Origin of the sequence: Atlantibacter subterraneus, assembly GCF_007570865.1 — a bacterium.
Classification (GTDB): domain Bacteria; phylum Pseudomonadota; class Gammaproteobacteria; order Enterobacterales; family Enterobacteriaceae; genus Atlantibacter; species Atlantibacter subterraneus.
The window spans coordinates 330245-346545 of the sequence record NZ_VLPS01000008.1; the positions used below are offsets into that span (position 1 = coordinate 330245).

13 protein-coding genes and 1 tRNA gene are annotated in these 16301 nt (G+C 51.7%); 9 read left to right on the forward strand and 5 right to left on the reverse strand.

The features are described from left to right. Position 1: 1 nt before the first annotated feature. The 5 genes from fdnG to FND52_RS16385 all read left to right on the forward strand — a co-directional run bounded on the left by fdnG (position 2) and on the right by FND52_RS16385 (position 6853). A complete protein-coding gene (gene fdnG / locus FND52_RS16365; RefSeq protein WP_125317938.1) occupies positions 2 to 3052 on the forward strand; it encodes a formate dehydrogenase-N subunit alpha in 3051 nt (1016 codons plus the stop codon). Between the two features lie 12 nt (positions 3053 to 3064). Then, positions 3065 to 3988 (forward strand): formate dehydrogenase subunit beta, encoded by a 924-nt coding sequence (fdxH, locus tag FND52_RS16370; RefSeq protein WP_125292846.1) that lies wholly within the window; start codon positions 3065 to 3067, stop codon positions 3986 to 3988. Next, the gene (gene fdoI, locus FND52_RS16375) at positions 3985 to 4620 is read left to right on the forward strand and encodes a formate dehydrogenase cytochrome b556 subunit (protein WP_002435439.1); all 636 of its coding nucleotides are present in this window, start codon (positions 3985 to 3987) and stop codon (positions 4618 to 4620) included. Before fdxH ends, fdoI begins: the two co-directional genes overlap by 4 nt. Further along, positions 4617 to 5546, forward strand: a complete 930-nt coding sequence (fdhE, locus tag FND52_RS16380; protein ID WP_144131914.1) for a formate dehydrogenase accessory protein FdhE — start codon at positions 4617 to 4619, stop codon at positions 5544 to 5546. The genes fdoI and fdhE overlap by 4 nt, the downstream gene beginning before the upstream one ends. A 392-nt stretch (positions 5547 to 5938) precedes the next feature. Beyond that, entirely contained in the window at positions 5939 to 6853 is a 915-nt protein-coding gene (locus FND52_RS16385) for an alpha/beta hydrolase (protein WP_144131917.1), read from the forward strand. A 34-nt stretch (positions 6854 to 6887) separates the two neighbouring features. Here FND52_RS16385 and yicI read toward each other — a convergent pair whose 3' ends face one another. Beyond that, complete coding sequence (gene yicI, locus FND52_RS16390) at positions 6888 to 9212, reverse strand: alpha-xylosidase (RefSeq protein ID WP_144131919.1); 2325 nt, start codon at positions 9210 to 9212, stop codon at positions 6888 to 6890. 3 nt (positions 9213 to 9215) lie between these two features. After that, on the reverse strand, positions 9216 to 10619 hold the full coding sequence (locus FND52_RS16395) for a glycoside-pentoside-hexuronide family transporter (RefSeq protein WP_144131921.1): 1404 nt from the start codon (positions 10617 to 10619) through the stop codon (positions 9216 to 9218). A gap of 291 nt (positions 10620 to 10910) precedes the next feature. Between FND52_RS16395 and FND52_RS16400 the strand changes: the two genes are divergently transcribed. Further along, positions 10911 to 11005: transfer RNA gene (locus tag FND52_RS16400), tRNA-Sec, on the forward strand. A 162-nt stretch (positions 11006 to 11167) separates the two neighbouring features. Next, positions 11168 to 12352, forward strand: a complete 1185-nt coding sequence (locus FND52_RS16405; RefSeq protein ID WP_105739609.1) for a tyrosine-type recombinase/integrase — start codon at positions 11168 to 11170, stop codon at positions 12350 to 12352. A 57-nt stretch (positions 12353 to 12409) separates the two neighbouring features. Here FND52_RS16405 and FND52_RS16410 read toward each other — a convergent pair whose 3' ends face one another. From FND52_RS16410 to FND52_RS16420, 3 genes are read right to left on the reverse strand one after another with little or no spacing between them, the layout of a single operon-like run. Continuing rightward, positions 12410 to 14113 (reverse strand): DUF2326 domain-containing protein, encoded by a 1704-nt coding sequence (locus FND52_RS16410; protein ID WP_144131923.1) that lies wholly within the window; start codon positions 14111 to 14113, stop codon positions 12410 to 12412. A gap of 15 nt (positions 14114 to 14128) precedes the next feature. Further along, on the reverse strand, positions 14129 to 14407 hold the full coding sequence (locus FND52_RS22120; protein ID WP_071886832.1) for an ABC-three component system middle component 6: 279 nt from the start codon (positions 14405 to 14407) through the stop codon (positions 14129 to 14131). Further along, the gene (locus FND52_RS16420; protein ID WP_144131925.1) at positions 14370 to 15317 is read right to left on the reverse strand and encodes an ABC-three component system protein; all 948 of its coding nucleotides are present in this window, start codon (positions 15315 to 15317) and stop codon (positions 14370 to 14372) included. Before FND52_RS16420 ends, FND52_RS22120 begins: the two co-directional genes overlap by 38 nt. Positions 15318 to 15533: 216 nt before the next feature. On the opposite strand from FND52_RS16420, the gene arsR reads away from it, so the two are divergent. After that, positions 15534 to 15884 carry an As(III)-sensing metalloregulatory transcriptional repressor ArsR gene (arsR, locus tag FND52_RS16425; protein ID WP_144131927.1) on the forward strand — a complete coding sequence of 117 codons (351 nt, stop codon included), beginning with the start codon at positions 15534 to 15536 and terminating at the stop codon, positions 15882 to 15884. A 47-nt stretch (positions 15885 to 15931) separates the two neighbouring features. Continuing rightward, entirely contained in the window at positions 15932 to 16294 is a 363-nt protein-coding gene (gene arsD, locus FND52_RS16430) for an arsenite efflux transporter metallochaperone ArsD (RefSeq protein WP_144131929.1), read from the forward strand. The last annotated feature ends 7 nt before the right edge of the window (positions 16295 to 16301 follow it).

The window sequence follows — 16301 nt, forward strand, 5'->3', positions numbered from 1 at the left end:
CATGCAGGTCAGCAGAAGGCAGTTCTTTAAGATCTGCGCTGGCGGTATGGCAGGCACCACGGCAGCAGCGCTGGGCTTTGCCCCCAGCGTCGCGCTTGCGGAAACACGGCAATATAAATTGCTGCGCAGCCGCGAAACCCGTAACACCTGTACATACTGCTCCGTTGGTTGTGGGCTGTTGATGTACAGCCTCGGCGACGGCGCAAAAAACGCGAAAGAATCCATCTTTCACATTGAAGGCGACTCGGACCACCCGGTCAACCGTGGCGCACTGTGCCCGAAAGGCGCAGGTTTAGTTGATTTTATTCACTCAGAAAGCCGTCTCAAAGCCCCGCAGTACCGCGCGCCAGGCTCTGATAAATGGCAGGATATCAGCTGGGATGAGGCATTTGACCGCATCGCTAAGCTGATCAAGCAGGACCGCGACGCCAACTTTGTGGCGCAAAATGACAAAGGTGTGACGGTAAACCGCTGGCTCACCACCGGTATGCTGTGCGCATCCGCCTCCAGTAACGAAACCGGCTATTTAACCCAGAAATTTTCCCGCGCCCTCGGCATGTTAGCCGTGGATAACCAGGCGCGTGTCTGACACGGACCAACGGTAGCAAGTCTTGCTCCAACATTTGGTCGCGGTGCGATGACCAACCACTGGGTAGATATGAAGAACGCCAACCTCATCGTCGTGATGGGTGGGAACGCGGCAGAAGCGCATCCGGTGGGATTCCGCTGGGCGATGGAAGCCAAAATCCACAATGGCGCGAAGCTGATTGTTATTGACCCACGCTTTACGCGTACTGCATCGGTGGCCGATTTCTATACCCCGATCCGCTCCGGGACTGACATTGCTTTCCTGTCAGGCGTATTGCTGTACCTGTTAACCAATAACAAATTCAACCGTGAATACGTTGAGGCGTACACCAACGCCAGCCTGATCGTGCGTGAAGATTACGGCTTCGACGACGGCCTGTTTACCGGCTATGACGCCGAAAAACGCAAGTACGACAAAACTTCCTGGAACTACGAGCTGGATGAGAACGGCTTCGCAAAACGCGATACCACGCTGAGCCATCCGCGCTGCGTGTGGAATCTGCTGAAAACGCACGTTTCCCGCTACACGCCGGATGTGGTTGAAAACATCTGCGGTACGCCGAAGGCGGATTTCCTCAAGGTGTGCGAATACATCGCAGAAACCAGCGTTCACGACAAAACCGCGTCATTCCTGTACGCGCTGGGCTGGACGCAGCACTCTGTGGGCGCGCAGAACATCCGCACCATGGCGATGATCCAGCTGCTGCTCGGCAACATGGGTATGGCAGGCGGCGGCGTTAACGCCCTGCGCGGTCACTCCAATATCCAGGGTCTGACCGACCTCGGCCTGCTGTCCCAGAGCCTGACCGGCTATATGTCGCTGCCGAACGAGAACCAGCCGGATATCCAGACCTATCTCGCCGCCAATACGCCGAAACCGCTGCTGGAAGGCCAGGTTAACTACTGGGGCAACTACCCGAAATTCTTCGTCTCGCTGATGAAAGCCTTCTATGGCGACAAAGCGACGGCGGAGAACAGCTGGGGTTACGAGTGGCTGCCGAAGTGGGACAAAGGCTACGACGTGCTGCAGTATTTCGACATGATGCACCAGGGCAAAGTGAACGGTTACTTCTGCCAGGGCTTTAACCCGGTGGCCTCGTTCCCGAATAAGAACAAGGTTGTGGCAGCGCTGTCGAAACTGAAGTTCCTGGTGACCATCGATCCGCTGAACACGGAAACCTCCACCTTCTGGCAAAACCACGGTGAGCAGAACGACGTGGATTCGGCGGCGATTCAGACCGAAGTATTCCGTCTGCCGTCTACGTGCTTCGCCGAAGAGAACGGATCTATCGTTAACTCCGGCCGCTGGCTGCAATGGCACTGGAAAGGCCAGGACGCACCGGGCATCGCACTGAACGACGGCGAGATCCTGGCGGGTATCTTCCTGCGCCTGCGCAAAATGTACGCCGAAGAAGGTGGCGCGTGCCCGGAACAGGTGCTGAACATGACCTGGAACTTCCTGACGCCGCATAACCCGGCCCCGGAAGAAGTGGCGATGGAAAGCAACGGTAAAGCGCTGGCGGATATCACCGATCCGGCGACCGGCGCGGTGATCGTCAAGAAAGGCCAGCAGATCAGCAGCTTCGCGCAACTGCGCGATGACGGCACCACCTCCAGCGGATGCTGGATTTTCGCCGGTAGCTGGACGCCGGAAGGCAACATGATGGCGCGCCGCGATAACTCTGACCCATCTGGTCTTGGCAACACGCTGGGCTGGGCATGGGCATGGCCGCTAAACCGCCGCATCCTGTATAACCGCGCCTCCGCCGATCCGCAGGGCCAACCCTGGGATCCCAAACGCCAGCTTCTGCGCTGGGACGGTGCGAAATGGGGCGGTGCGGATATTCCGGACTACAGCGCCGCGGCACCTGGCAGCGATGTCGGGCCGTTCATTATGCAGCCGGAAGGCATGGGGCGTCTGTTCGCTATCGATAAGATGGCCGAAGGTCCGTTCCCGGAACACTACGAGCCGTTTGAAACGCCGCTCGGCACTAACCCGCTTCACCCGAATGTGGTCTCCAACCCTGCCGCCCGCGTCTTTAAACATGACCTGGAAGCGATGGGTAAAGCCGATAAGTTCCCGTACGTCGGGACCACCTATCGTCTGACGGAGCACTTCCACTACTGGACCAAGCACGCGCTGCTCAACAGCATCGCGCAGCCGGAGCAGTTTGTGGAAATCGGCGAGAAGCTGGCTAACAAGCTGGGCATCGTCCAGGGCGATACCGTGAAAGTCTCCTCCAACCGCGGCTATATCAAAGCTAAGGCGGTGGTGACCAAGCGTATTCGCACCCTGAAAGTGAACAATCAGGACGTCGATACCATCGGCATTCCGATTCACTGGGGCTACGAGGGCGTGGCGAAAAAAGGCTTTATCGCGAACACGTTGACGCCGTTCGTCGGCGACGCCAATACCCAAACGCCGGAATTTAAGGCGTTCCTGGTGAACGTGGAAAAGGTGTAACGGAGACGACTTATGGCTTATCAATCGCAAGACATTATCCGTCGTTCCGCGACTAACGGTTTCACTCCCGCGCCCCACGCGCGGGAACACCAGCAAGAGGTGGCGAAACTTATCGATGTGACCACCTGTATCGGCTGCAAAGCCTGTCAGGTGGCCTGTTCCGAGTGGAATGACCTGCGTGACGAAGTGGGTCACAACGTCGGGGTGTATGACAACCCGGCGGATCTCACTGCGAAATCCTGGACGGTGATGCGCTTCTCGGAAGTGGAGCAGAACGACAAACTGGAGTGGCTGATCCGCAAGGACGGCTGTATGCACTGCGCCGACCCGGGCTGTCTGAAGGCCTGCCCGGCGGAAGGGGCAATCATTCAGTACGCTAACGGCATCGTCGATTTCCAGTCCGAGCAGTGCATCGGCTGCGGCTACTGCATCGCCGGCTGTCCGTTCGACGTGCCGCGCCTGAACCCGGAAGACAACCGCGTCTACAAATGCACCCTGTGCGTAGACCGCGTCACCGTGGGCCAGGAACCGGCGTGTGTGAAAACCTGTCCGACCGGGGCGATTCATTTCGGCTCGAAAGAGGACATGAAAGAGCTGGCCAGCGAGCGCGTGGCGGAACTGCAAACCCGTGGTTACGACAAAGCGGGCCTGTACGATCCGGCGGGCGTAGGCGGGACGCACGTGATGTACGTGTTGCATCACGCCGATAACCCGAATCTGTATCACGGGCTGCCGGAGAACCCGGAAATCAGCGACACCGTTAAATTCTGGAAAGGCGTCTGGAAGCCGCTGGCCGCGATTGGCTTTGCCGCGACCTTTGCCGCCAGCGTGTTCCACTATGTCGGCGTCGGCCCGAACCGGGCGGATGATGAAGAAGACAATCTTCACGAGGAGAAAGACCAGACTCGTGACGATCGTGAGGAGGGGCGCAAATGAGGAAACGTAACACCATCGTGCGCTACACCGCGCCCGAGCGCATCAACCACTGGGTCACCGCCTTCTGCTTCATCCTGGCGGCGGTGAGCGGGCTGGGGTTCCTGTTCCCCTCCTTCAACTGGCTGATGCACATCATGGGGACGCCACAGCTGGCGCGTATCGTCCACCCGTTTGTCGGGGTGGTGATGTTTGCGTCGTTTATCATCATGTTTTTTAGATATTGGCACCACAATCTAATCAATCGTGAGGATATCTTTTGGGCGAAGAATATTCGTAAGATCATCGTTAACGACGAAGTAGGTGACACCGGACGGTATAACTTCGGCCAGAAGTGCGTTTTCTGGGCGGCGATTATCTTCCTGGTGTTGCTGTTGGTGAGCGGCGTCATCATCTGGCGCCCGTATTTCGCTCCCGTCTTCTCGATTCCGGTGATCCGCGTGGCGCTAATGGTACATTCGTTTGCCGCGGTCGCCCTGATTGTGGTTATTATGGTGCATATTTACGCCGCTCTGTGGGTGAAAGGCACCATTACCGCAATGGTCGAAGGCTGGGTCACCTCCGCATGGGCGAAGAAACATCACCCGCGCTGGTATCGCGAAGTGCGCGAAAAACAGGATAAATCGACTGAATGAGTATTCGCATCATCCCGCAAGATCAGCTGGAGAAGGGCGAAAAACATACGGCGGATATGATTCCGCCGTTATTGTTCCCCAGGCTGAAAAACCTCTATAACCGTCGCGCAGAGCGTCTGCGCGAGCTGGCTGAAAGCAACCCGCTGGGCGACTATCTGCGCTTTGCCGCGCTGATCGCCCACGCCCAGGAAGTGGTGCTGTACGACCACCCGCTGGAGATGGACTTAACGGCGCGCATTAAAGAAGCCGCCGCGCAGGGTAAACCGCCGCTGGATATCCATATCCTGCCGCGCGACGCCCACTGGCAGAAGCTGCTGCACTCGATGATTGCCGAGCTGAAGCCAGAAATGAGCGGCACGGCGCTGGCCGTCATCGAAAATCTGGAAAAGGCCTCCGGCCCGGAACTGGAAGAGATGGCGAGCGCGCTGTTTGCGGCTGATTTCGGCACCGTCAGCAGCGATAAAGCCCCGTTTATCTGGGCGGCGCTGTCGCTCTACTGGGCGCAAATGGCCAGCCTGATCCCCGGCAAAGCGCGTGCGGAATACGGCGAACAGCGCCAGTTCTGCCCGGTATGTGGTTCGATGCCGGTTTCCAGCATCGTGCAAATTGGCACCACCAACGGCCTGCGCTATTTGCACTGCAACCTGTGCGAAACCGAATGGCACGTGGTGCGCGTCAAATGCAGCAACTGCGAGCAAACCCGCGACCTGCATTACTGGTCGCTCGACAGCGAGCAGGCAGCGATTAAAGCGGAAAGCTGCGGTGACTGCGGCACTTACCTGAAGATCCTGTATCAGGAAAAAGACCCGAAAGTCGACGCCGTGGCGGACGACCTGGCCTCGCTGGTGCTGGACGCGCGTATGGAGCAAGAAGGCTTTGCCCGTAGCTCCATCAACCCGTTCCTGTTCCCGGGTGAAGGGGAGTAATTCTCCTGCTAAGTTGATTCCCGTCTTCGGTTGAGGGCGGGGATTAATTTAGATGACAACTTCGCCAGGCTTGCAGCGTTTACCGAACAATATTCAGTTAATTGCTTTTTTTAGCACATTGTCAGTTATTACCATTCTTCACGCCATTTGCGTTCATATGCAAGACCGTCCTCAACGCCTTTCCCCCATAATCCCTTAGCGTGAGATATCGCCTCATTAGTTTGTTGATCAAGGTATTGCTCAATTGCTTCATGCAATAACGTTTCATGAGAAAGCTCGCGACGTTTTGCGAGATGCTTTCCAGAAGCTGTTTTTTTAGCAAACCGGACTTGTTATCCGCTGTTTTGCCAGGCTAGATTGCTGTATATCCATACAGATGAGCAGAGTGAAAAATGGCGTTAGAAACGGGAATCTCAACACTGGTCGATGAATTTATTGCTGCCGGAAGGCCCTCGGTGCGGGATAAAACCATTGCTGAACGGCGCGCAGAATACATCGCCAGCACCGTGCTTGCCGGCGAGACCGAGCAGCGCGTCGATGTAAAAGACATCACGCTCGAAGGCATGCAGTTGCGAGTGGTGTCGCCGCTCAGCAGCAGCGGTAATTTACCGGCAGTGATTTATTACCATGGTGGGTGCTTTGTCAGCGGCGGGTTTGACACTCACGATAATCAACTGCGCCAACTGGCGTTTTATAGCGGCTGCCGAATTATCGCCGTACGCTATCGTCTCGCACCTGAACATGTATACCCGGCGGCGCATGATGACGCGGAACGCGCCGCGCGGTTAATTGCTCAGCATGCCGATACGCTGGAAATTAATGCCGCCCGCATCACCCTTGCGGGCGACAGCGCAGGCGGACATCTCGCGCTGGTCACCGCGCTGCGCCTTAAAGCCAGTAGCAATTGGCAGCCATCGCAGCTATTGCTGATCTATCCCATGCTGGACGCGACGGCGCACTTCGAAAGTTATACCCGCAACGGACTGGATTATGTCATTACTCGCGAGATGCTTTTGACTGGCTATGATGCCTGTCTGACCACCTGCAATCGCCTCCATCCTGAAGCCAGCCCGCTATGGCGCGACGATTTTGCCGGTTTGCCGCCCGTACATATCGTCACCGCAGAATTCGATCCGCTATGCGATGAAGGTGAAGCGCTTTTTGCACGTCTGACGGAGCAAGGCGTAAGTTGCTCCTGCCAGCGCTGGCTTGGCGTGATCCACGGTTTCTTTCAGCTTGGTGGCATCAGCCAGAGCGCCCGGGATCTGATGCGTGATGTGGCATGGCGAGTGGCAAACCGAAGATAACAGAACGCCGCCCGAAGGCGGCGGTGAAGAAGATTTACAGTGTGACGCTAAACGACAGTTCGCCGCTAATCGGGGTGATAACAATGCCCAATTCACCGGGACACGAACTGGCGTTCGCGACCTCTTTAAGCTGGTGAATATTGCGCAGGCACAGCGTCCAGTTAGTGGCGGTGCCCTCACCATGCACCATCAGCTTATTGCCCTCGCGTTTTACGTGCAGGGTAAAGGCTACGCAGCCGTTCGCCATCGGCACGTCGCACTGCGCTTCCCGGCCATCGTCGAGATTGAACAGCTGGAACGCAGTCCCGTTATGCCAGGGGTAATCGGGCTTCTGGTCATTGTTGCCGAGGGCGAGCAGCGTGTTGTCGCGCACGTACACCGGCAGGCTCAGGAAGTCGTGACGCTGTTTCAGCCAGCGGCTGCCTGACTGTTCGTCGTTATGCCACAGATGCGTCCAGCGGCCTTCCGGTAGCCAGAACGCCACATCGCCCGCCTCGCTGAACACCGGGGCCACCAGCAGCGAATCGCCCAGCATATACTGGCGATCGAGGTAATCGCAGGCCGGATCGTCCGGGAATTCGAGCATCATGGCGCGCATTACCGGCGTACCGCTGGCATTCGCCGTGACCGCCTGGCGATATAAATAGGGCATTAAGCGACATTTCAGCTCGGTGAAGTGGCGCACCACGTCGCAGGCTTCGTCATCATACGCCCACGGCACCCGGTACGACTTGCTGCCGTGCAGGCGGCTATGGCTGGAGAGCAGCCCAAAGGCGCACCAGCGTTTGTAGACGTGCGCAGGCGCGGTGTTCTCAAACCCGCCGATATCATGGCTCCAGAACCCAAAGCCGGACAGCCCGATAGACAGCCCGCCGCGCAGGCTCTCCGCCATAGATTCATAGTTGGCATAGCAATCACCGCCCCAGTGGACCGGGAACTGTTGCGCACCCACGGACGCCGAGCGGGCAAACAGCACCGCCTCCTCTTCACCGACGGTCTGTTTCAGCACCTCCCACACCAACTCGTTGTAAATAAAGGCGTAATGATTATGCATTTTCTGCGGATCGGAGCCGTCATGCCACACCACATCGGTAGGAATGCGTTCGCCGAAGTCGGTTTTGAAGCAGTCCACGCCCATCTTCACCAGCCGTTTCAGATGGTTTGCATACCACGCGCTCGCCGCCGGGTTGGTGAAATCGACAATCGCCAGGCCGGGCTGCCATTTATCCCACTGCCACACCGCGCCGTTCGGACGCTTCAGCAGATAGCCCTTTTCCATCCCTTCACGAAACAGCGGCGATTTTTGGCCGATATAGGGGTTAATCCACACGCAGATTTTCAGGCCGCGGGCTTTCAGGCGCTGCAACATGCCTACCGGATCCGGGAACGTCGCCGGGTCCCATTCAAAATCGCACCACTGGAACGCCTTCATCCAGAAGCAGTCAAAATGGAACACGTGCAGCGGCAGCCTGCGCTCGGCCATACCGTCGATAAAACGGTTCACGGTGGCTTCGTCGTAATTGGTGGTAAACGAGGTGGTGAGCCACAGCCCGAACGACCAGGCAGGCGGCAGCGCCGGGCGGCCCGTCAGGCGGGTATAGCGGTCGAGCACCGCTTTCGGCGTCGGTCCGTCGATCACAAAATATTCGAGATACTCCCCCTCCACGCTGAACTGCACTTTCGAGACTTTCTCAGAGCCGATTTCAAACGACACGCATTCCGGATGATTCACCAACACGCCGTAGCCGCGATTGGTCAGATAAAACGGGATATTTTTGTACGCCTGCTCGGTGCTGGTGCCGCCGTCCCGGTTCCAGGTTTCCACCGCCTGCCCGTTGCGCACCAGCGCGGTAAAGCGCTCGCCCAGGCCGTATACGGTTTCACCCACGCTGAGATCCAGCCGCTCGAACATATACTGGCACGAGGCATTGCCGTCCTGCACATAGCCATTGTTTTTCGCCTGGCTGCCGGTGATGCGCACACCGTCGCGCAGGAAATCGAGCGCCCAGTTTTCACCTTTAGTGACCCGCACGCTCAGGTTGCCGCTTTTCAGTTCGGCGAATTCCGGCGTATTGCGCATCTCAACCTGCACATTACCCAGCACGTTAAGCGGATAGTGCGGGCCGTTATTTACCGCGCCCTGAAAATGCTCGATGCGCACGCCGATAATGCCCTGCTGCGGCGAGAAAAAACGCAGCGTGAATAACGGCGTGTCGAGCTGCCAGGTGCGCTCGCGCACGTCGCGCGGCGCGGCATACACCACCATCTCGTTGCCATGCTGCTCAACGTCAAACACCTGAAGCGGGTGAGTTAACGTCAAGCCCGGCTGGATCAGCCAGTTTCCATCGCTGATTTTCATCTGTTATCCCTCTGAATGGTTCAGGTCTTTACTGACCGGTGACTTTTCAAATTCCTGCTGATGGCTGCGCGCGCTCTGACCCAGCTCGTTAAGGATGTTGCGTAGCAGCGGCGTTTTCAGGGTGTAGAAGCGTTTGGCGATGATGGCGCTCAGCACGTAGCAGATGCCCGGCACCAGAGTGAACAGCGCGATAATAATCGTGAGGGTGGTGCTATTTTGTGCGTACGCGGAGGCGTCATAACCTCCGCCTGCCAACATCCAGCCGATCAGCGCGCCGCCCAGCGCCAGGCCCAGCTTCAGCACAAACAGCGTGCCCGCAAAGCTGATGCCGGTAAGGCGTTTACCGTTGCGCCATTCGCCGTAGTCGACGGTATCGGACATCATCACCCACTGGATCGGCGTGACGAGCTGGTGCAGCACACCAATGGCAAAGATAAATACGAACATCAGCACGGTGGATCCCAGCGGCACAAAGAACATCGCGACGCTCAGCACCGCCAGCGCGGCGTTGGTCCACCAGAACACGCTGACTTTGCATTTCCAGTCGGTGAGGGGTTTAGCGAGGGCGCTGCCAATCAGGTTGCCGACGCAGTAAAGCCCGAGGAACCAGGAGAACAGCGCCGCATCGCCCATAATCCAGGTGACGTAATACATCATCGCCCCGCCGCGCACGCACACCGCCAGGATGTTGAGGATGGTGAGCAGCCCGACGACGCGCCACTGGTCGTTTTGCAGGATATCGCGCAAATCTTCGCGCATGGTGGAGGTGCTGGGCGGCGCTTCGACGCGCTCTTTGGTGGTAAAGAAACAGAACGCCAGCATCAGGAAAGCGACCACCGCCAGCACGGCGATACCGCCCTGGAACCCAAACGCCTTATCGTCCCCACCAATCAACTGCACCAGCGGCATCATCAACACCGTGGAGAGCATGCCGCCGAGGGTCGCCAGCACGAAGCGCCAGGATTGCAGGGAGATGCGCTGCTCCGGGTCGCTGGTGATAACGCCGCCCAGCGCGCAATACGGGATGTTGACCACCGTATACATCAGGGTCAACAGCGTATAGGTGACGGCGGCGTAAATCATTTTTCCGCTCATGCTCAGGTCCGGCGAGCTGTAAGCGAACACGCACACCACGCCGAAAGGCAACGCGCCGAACAGCACCCACGGACGAAACTTGCCCCAGCGGCTGCGGGTGCGGTCGGCAATCAGGCCCATCGCCGGATCGGAGATAGCATCCAGCGCGCGGGCCAGCAGGAACATGGTGCCGACAAAGCCGGCGGGAATACCGAAGATATCGGTATAAAAAAACATCATATAAAGCATGACGTTATCAAATACGATATGGCTGGCGGCATCTCCCATGCCGTAGCCAATCTTCTCTTTAACCGATAACACTTGATCGCTCATGGCGGCCATCCTTATCACACAGCGTAAAATTTCGCTTAAGGTGTTTTAGCCCCGCACGACGCCGCGTGGAATTGTGTTTTCTGGTTATTTATTTATGTTAATTGTTTTCTGTGATCTGTTTAACTCATTGATATTTAAATCAATTACTTTTAATGACGGATAAGTTTTTTGTATTCACACGGTAGATGATTTTTGTTTACGCGTAAGGGGAGAAAAAAGAACGCAGCGGGTATTGGTAAGCGCCTGAAACGCGCCTATAATGCGCCGGCCTCCATGTAGCAATGAAGGCTCGGAAGATCGTCGTCTCCGGTGAGGCGGCTGGACTTCAAATCCAGTTGGGGTCGCCAGCGATCCCGGGCAGGTTCGACTCCTGTGATCTTCCGCCAATTTGCCTCTCCTGAACTCCACTGTCTCAAGTAAATCCCCTATAATACCCGAAATTACTGCTAATTATGTTCTCCCGAGGTCAACTGTCTCTACCAGAATCAAGTGCATTCTGGGGGCATAATGGGGGGCATGATTTATAGCCCCATTTTGAGATGCCCCCAATGAAGCTAACAGTCAGACAAATCGACACAGCCAAGCCCAAAGAGAAGGCGTACAAGCTATCTGATGGTGGAGGCCTCTACCTTGAAGTAACCACCAACGGCTCACGCTATTGGCGTTTAAAGTATCGTTATGCGGGTAAAGAAAAGCGCCTTGCTTTCGGCGTTTATCCTGAGGTTTCTCTCGCTCAAGCCCGTGAAAAGCGTGAAGCTGCGAAAAAGTTACTATCTGCTGGAAGCGATCCCGGAGAGCTAAAGAAAGCAGAGAAAATCGCTCAAAAACTAAACTACGAAAATACCTTCGAGGCTATTGCCCGTGAATGGCACCAGCTGAGAGCGGATCGTTGGTCATTACGTTATCGCGATGAGATTATTGATACCTTTGAAAAGGATATTTTCCCCTATATCGGTAAGCGTCCCATAGCTGAAATTAAGCCCATGGAATTGCTGGAAACCCTTCGTCGTATGGAAAAGCGTGGGGCATTAGAAAAGATGCGCAAAGTCAGACAGCGCTGCGGTGAAGTATTCCGTCATGCAATCGTGACCGGACGCGCTGAATACAATCCTGCACCCGATCTCGCTACAGCCCTCGCAACACCAAAGAAAACACATTTTCCTTTCCTGACTGCCGAAGAGCTTCCTCACTTTCTTATGGATCTTGCCGGTTACACCGGTAGCGTTATTACCAAGACTGCGACTCAAATCATCATGCTTACAGGGGTACGAACTCAGGAGTTACGTTTTGCCCGCTGGGAGGATATCAATTTTGAAAAGCGGCTTTGGGAGATCCCTGCTGAAGTGATGAAGATGAAACGACCACACATCGTTCCGATGTCGGATCAGGTTGTCGAGCTCTTTGAGTCACTTAAGCCTATTACTGGGCTATACCCACTGGTATTCGTCGGACGCAATGATCGAACGAAGCCGATCTCAAAGGAAAGCGTTAATCAGGTGATTGAGTTATTGGGATATAAAGGAAGGCTGACGGGGCATGGTTTCCGCCACACGATGAGTACCATCCTCCATGAAGAAGGTTTTAACTCAGCTTGGATAGAAACGCAGCTAGCACATGTGGATAAGAACGCGATACGTGGGACTTACAACCATGCACAGTATTTGGAGGGACGGAGGGAGATGATGCAGTGGTATTCAAACTTTATTAAAGTGAAATGTATATCGATAAAGTAATTAAAATATCAGCTTTAATTAATTTTCAAGTGGGCATTTTAAGAGCCCACTTTATTTTTATTTTTTGCTTCCAAATTGAATGCCAAGAAGCTTATTCTCAGCTTTATCTCCTCGCAAGGTGAGTACAACTTTTGACCTTAAATCATCCATTTCGAACTTGGAGAGTGTTTCGGCCATAGCTTGGAAGTTTTCTGTGTTTAACGACGCTATATACTGTTTTCCATTAAATTTCACAGATTCATTTATGAATGCAAACCATCTTGAACGCACCCCGGGGTCAATATCAGCAAACAGGCGGTTGTCATGCCACAACATATTCATCGAATGATTTTGACCATACATAAATACTAACCAATCAAAACATAATATCCTTGCATCATTAATACCATCAGAATCATCTCCTTCTATTTGAATGCTTAAATCATAACGAATTTGATTATCACCGGTATTAACATCTAAGACTATACCAGCCGGTACTCTCGGATACAATATTTCAGCAAGCTCGGCAAAAATTCTATCATATTCTGATAAAGGATTGGTGGAAGTATAATCAACCGCCAGTCTATCTTGTTCAACTTTTCTTTCTCTTAATTTTTGTGCTTTTTCTTGGAGTTTAGTTGCGAAGTTTAAGTATTCATGCAACCTTGATTTTTCTTCCTCTAATTCAGCAAGTTGCCTTGCAACGACGGAATATTCATCAAGCGCTTTTTTACCATGCAAAGATTGCAGATTTAGATCTCGAAGCTCTGAAACTTCAGCAATATTGAACTTGAGAATTTCCAATTCAGAAAGCAGATTTATTTTATCCTTCTCTAATCGCCTTTTTCTATTGAAAGAAAGTGAATTATGAAAATTTTCAACCGCTTCAAAATGAGCTAATGTTTCTGGTTTGAAAATATTTTGCAAACCAGAATATAAATCAAGCAAATCTTCTCTTGATATATCTGGATGTTCTAAAAGAGTTTTATCAATATTACTTATTCTAAATTCAATAATGTTTTTATTTTTTTCTAACTCTCGCACTTTCTTTGTTAATATATTTGTTTCTTCTTCTATAGCTCGATATTTTTCATGAATCTGGAATTCATCTAGCTCATCTTTTAATTTCGGAATGACACGTTCAAGCCACTCATAACGAACTTTGGGCTGAGAACCAGCTCTAAACATATCTTTTAATATATCGTCGTTCTGCCAATTTTTTAAAGATTGACTAACCTTGTCTAATTCATGCTTATTATTTCTTTTAGACAAAATTAAGGTATGATCAATACCTAATAAAAATGCCGTTCGGAGTAAAGCTTCAAAATCAGGCTCTTTAGTTGTGCGAACTGGGCTAATGCAGTCATCCCTTGTATACCGTGTAAACCGCTTAAATAATGATCTAAAGCTTAAATAAGGAATGTTATCATTTAAGTTAAATATGCCAGATTTATCCAATAACTCTTTGTATGCCTTTAAAGAAATAGGCTGATCGTTTAATATTATTTTTTTCCCATTACCTGTTCTCGAAACTAAGTATTCAGTCCCGTCGTGTGAAAAAATTAATGTAAACCACCAATCAGGAACAGCAGAGGATAATTTTTTATCAGCATTTGCTCCTAAACAATGCTGTATAAGGCCAAGTACTAACGTTTTGCCAACGCCATTACTACTCCCTTCTTTTTCAGTTGAACTATCCCCTATTATTAGAGTTAATCCAGATTCATTGAAATATACAGGGTGAAAAGTTGGTTGATCGCAAGTTAAGCGGATTAGTTTCATTAAACTTCTCTTCTACTATAGTTCATTATCATTGCAAACTTCCAAAGTTAATCTGCCTTCTTCATCAACAATTATCTGCTTGATGCAAAATAGAATATCTAGAGCAAATATAAATTGTGTAAATGATGGAGTTATCAGCTCTGTGGATTTTTTTTGTTCAATTTTCGACCAGAGCTCATCGACAGATAGTGGTTCATCTATAATTGTCCGGATGTACCCAGCAATTGCTACTAAAGAATTGCTAAATCTAATATGTTTATGTGGCAGAAGCATTGTTTGGATGTTCATACGCATCGCACGTCTCAAAATATTTTGCTAAGATCAGCTCAGCGGCAAATCTATAGCTAGCTTTAGCATTTTCATGAATTCCTGATGGGAGTAATCTATCAATCATCCAAAGATATCTCAAGTCCGCTCGTTCAGGAATTTCGGAAGATATGGCTAATTTACTTAGTGCATAAGTCTCTTTGACTTCCTGTGCTATGCGTTGTTCTAAACCATTATCTACAGAATTGAGAAATTCGTTTATTAGGTATAATTGATAGCTATTCATTTCAAGCCTTAATTTTATAGGCTTAGAAATACCATTTATTTTTATTTTCTCATCAAAATCAGGTGCTGTTTCGCTTAAAAAAGCCAAGTCTGAAGATGATTTATATGCCAAATAATTCAAAACTTCGCCGACAGCACGACTATCAATAAAATCTAGGTCTACGTCTGGAATTAAACCTACAATATCTTGCTTATCACACTCAGACAAAGACATAAACTCTTTGAGGAGTTCCATCCCTCCCATAGCTCCTGCATGGTCAAGGCATTTTTCGTCCGCAAGTTTTTTTAGGGAATTTCCTACAGGTGCAGGAATCCCCTTAAAATAATCATTCATAACAAAAGTATACTTTGATACCTTTCCCCACTTAACAACTAACTTGTCAAAATCGCCAATCGATTTATTAACAGCTTCTAGCTCTTTGATTTGATTAGAAGGCTTGGGGCCATAAACTTGGAAGTAGTGAGCTTCGGTTTCTATCCATCCATCGTTTCCACCATCTCCCCAGTTTCCCCACGGTGATACAGCCTGGAATCCAGGGGTCGTATATTGCATAACCTTCGAAAAAAGAGCCTGAAAAGCATCGCCCATGCTTTCATGAATCTTCAGTCGAAATAACTGCCTGTAAATATATTCTTGGTGTGTAGAACTCATACGACCTGCATCTTTGATGAACAATTTTTGATGATAATATCCTCTCTTTCAGTGATGTAAACTTGTTATTTTGAAAATTGGGACTACTTCCACTTTACAAAACCAAACTTTCTTAAATTCTACCAACCCACCCCCAAAACACATATGAAAAATCGAATATGACATTGACTCCTGTACTAACCTGTTTATCATTAAAAATATTTGTCGGAGGTATCAGTGAAACTTACCAATCTACAACTCTTCAAAAATCTCTCTGATGAAACACGTCTGGGTATCGTGCTGCTACTCAGGGAGATGGGAGAGCTGTGCGTGTGCGATCTTTGCACGGCATTGGAGCAGTCGCAGCCCAAGATCTCCCGTCATCTTGCAATGCTCCGGGAAAGTGGTCTATTGCTGGACCGTAAACAGGGTAAGTGGGTTCACTACCGCTTATCCCCGCATATTCCTTCCTGGGCCGCTCAGGTGATTGAGCAGGCCTGGTTAAGCCAACAGGACGACGTACAGGCCATCGCCCGTAAGCTGGCATCGGCAAACTGCTCAAGTAGCGGTAAGGCTGTTTGCATCTAAAAAATTTGCCTGAACATATATGATTTTACGAATGTGAGGTATTTAGAATGAAGACGTTAACGGTGTTTGACCCGGCAATGTGCTGCAGTACCGGCGTATGTGGCTCAGATGTCGATCAGGTTCTGGTTGATTTCTCTGCAGATGTGCAGTGGCTGAAAGGACGTGGCGTACAGGTTGAACGTTACAATCTGGCACAGCAGCCTATGAGCTTTGTTCAGAACGAGAAAGCGAAAGCATTCCTGGAAGCATCTGGAGCAGAAGGGCTTCCGCTACTGCTGTTGGATGGCGAAACGGTGATGGCAGGGCGGTACCCAAAACGTGCTGAGATAGCTCGCTGGTTTGGTATTCCTCTGGAGAAGGTAGGGTTAGCTCCCACCAGTTGCTGTGGTGGTAATACTTCCTGTTGCTGAGTATGTC

What these genes read in the sequence shown, in the direction of transcription:
- fdxH (WP_125292846.1), top strand. Translation starts at nt 3,065, where the DNA reads ATGGCTTATCAATCGCAAGACATTATCCGTCGTTCCGCGACTAACGGT.
- fdoI (WP_002435439.1), top strand. Translation starts at nt 3,985, where the DNA reads ATGAGGAAACGTAACACCATCGTGCGCTACACCGCGCCCGAGCGCATC.
- fdhE (WP_144131914.1), top strand. Translation starts at nt 4,617, where the DNA reads ATGAGTATTCGCATCATCCCGCAAGATCAGCTGGAGAAGGGCGAAAAA.
- FND52_RS16385 (WP_144131917.1), top strand. Translation starts at nt 5,939, where the DNA reads ATGGCGTTAGAAACGGGAATCTCAACACTGGTCGATGAATTTATTGCT.
- yicI (WP_144131919.1), bottom strand. Translation starts at nt 9,212, where the DNA reads ATGAAAATCAGCGATGGAAACTGGCTGATCCAGCCGGGCTTGACGTTA.
- FND52_RS16395 (WP_144131921.1), bottom strand. Translation starts at nt 10,619, where the DNA reads ATGAGCGATCAAGTGTTATCGGTTAAAGAGAAGATTGGCTACGGCATG.
- FND52_RS16405 (WP_105739609.1), top strand. Translation starts at nt 11,168, where the DNA reads ATGAAGCTAACAGTCAGACAAATCGACACAGCCAAGCCCAAAGAGAAG.
- FND52_RS16410 (WP_144131923.1), bottom strand. Translation starts at nt 14,113, where the DNA reads ATGAAACTAATCCGCTTAACTTGCGATCAACCAACTTTTCACCCTGTA.
- FND52_RS22120 (WP_071886832.1), bottom strand. Translation starts at nt 14,407, where the DNA reads ATGCGTATGAACATCCAAACAATGCTTCTGCCACATAAACATATTAGA.
- FND52_RS16420 (WP_144131925.1), bottom strand. Translation starts at nt 15,317, where the DNA reads ATGAGTTCTACACACCAAGAATATATTTACAGGCAGTTATTTCGACTG.
- arsD (WP_144131929.1), top strand. Translation starts at nt 15,932, where the DNA reads ATGAAGACGTTAACGGTGTTTGACCCGGCAATGTGCTGCAGTACCGGC.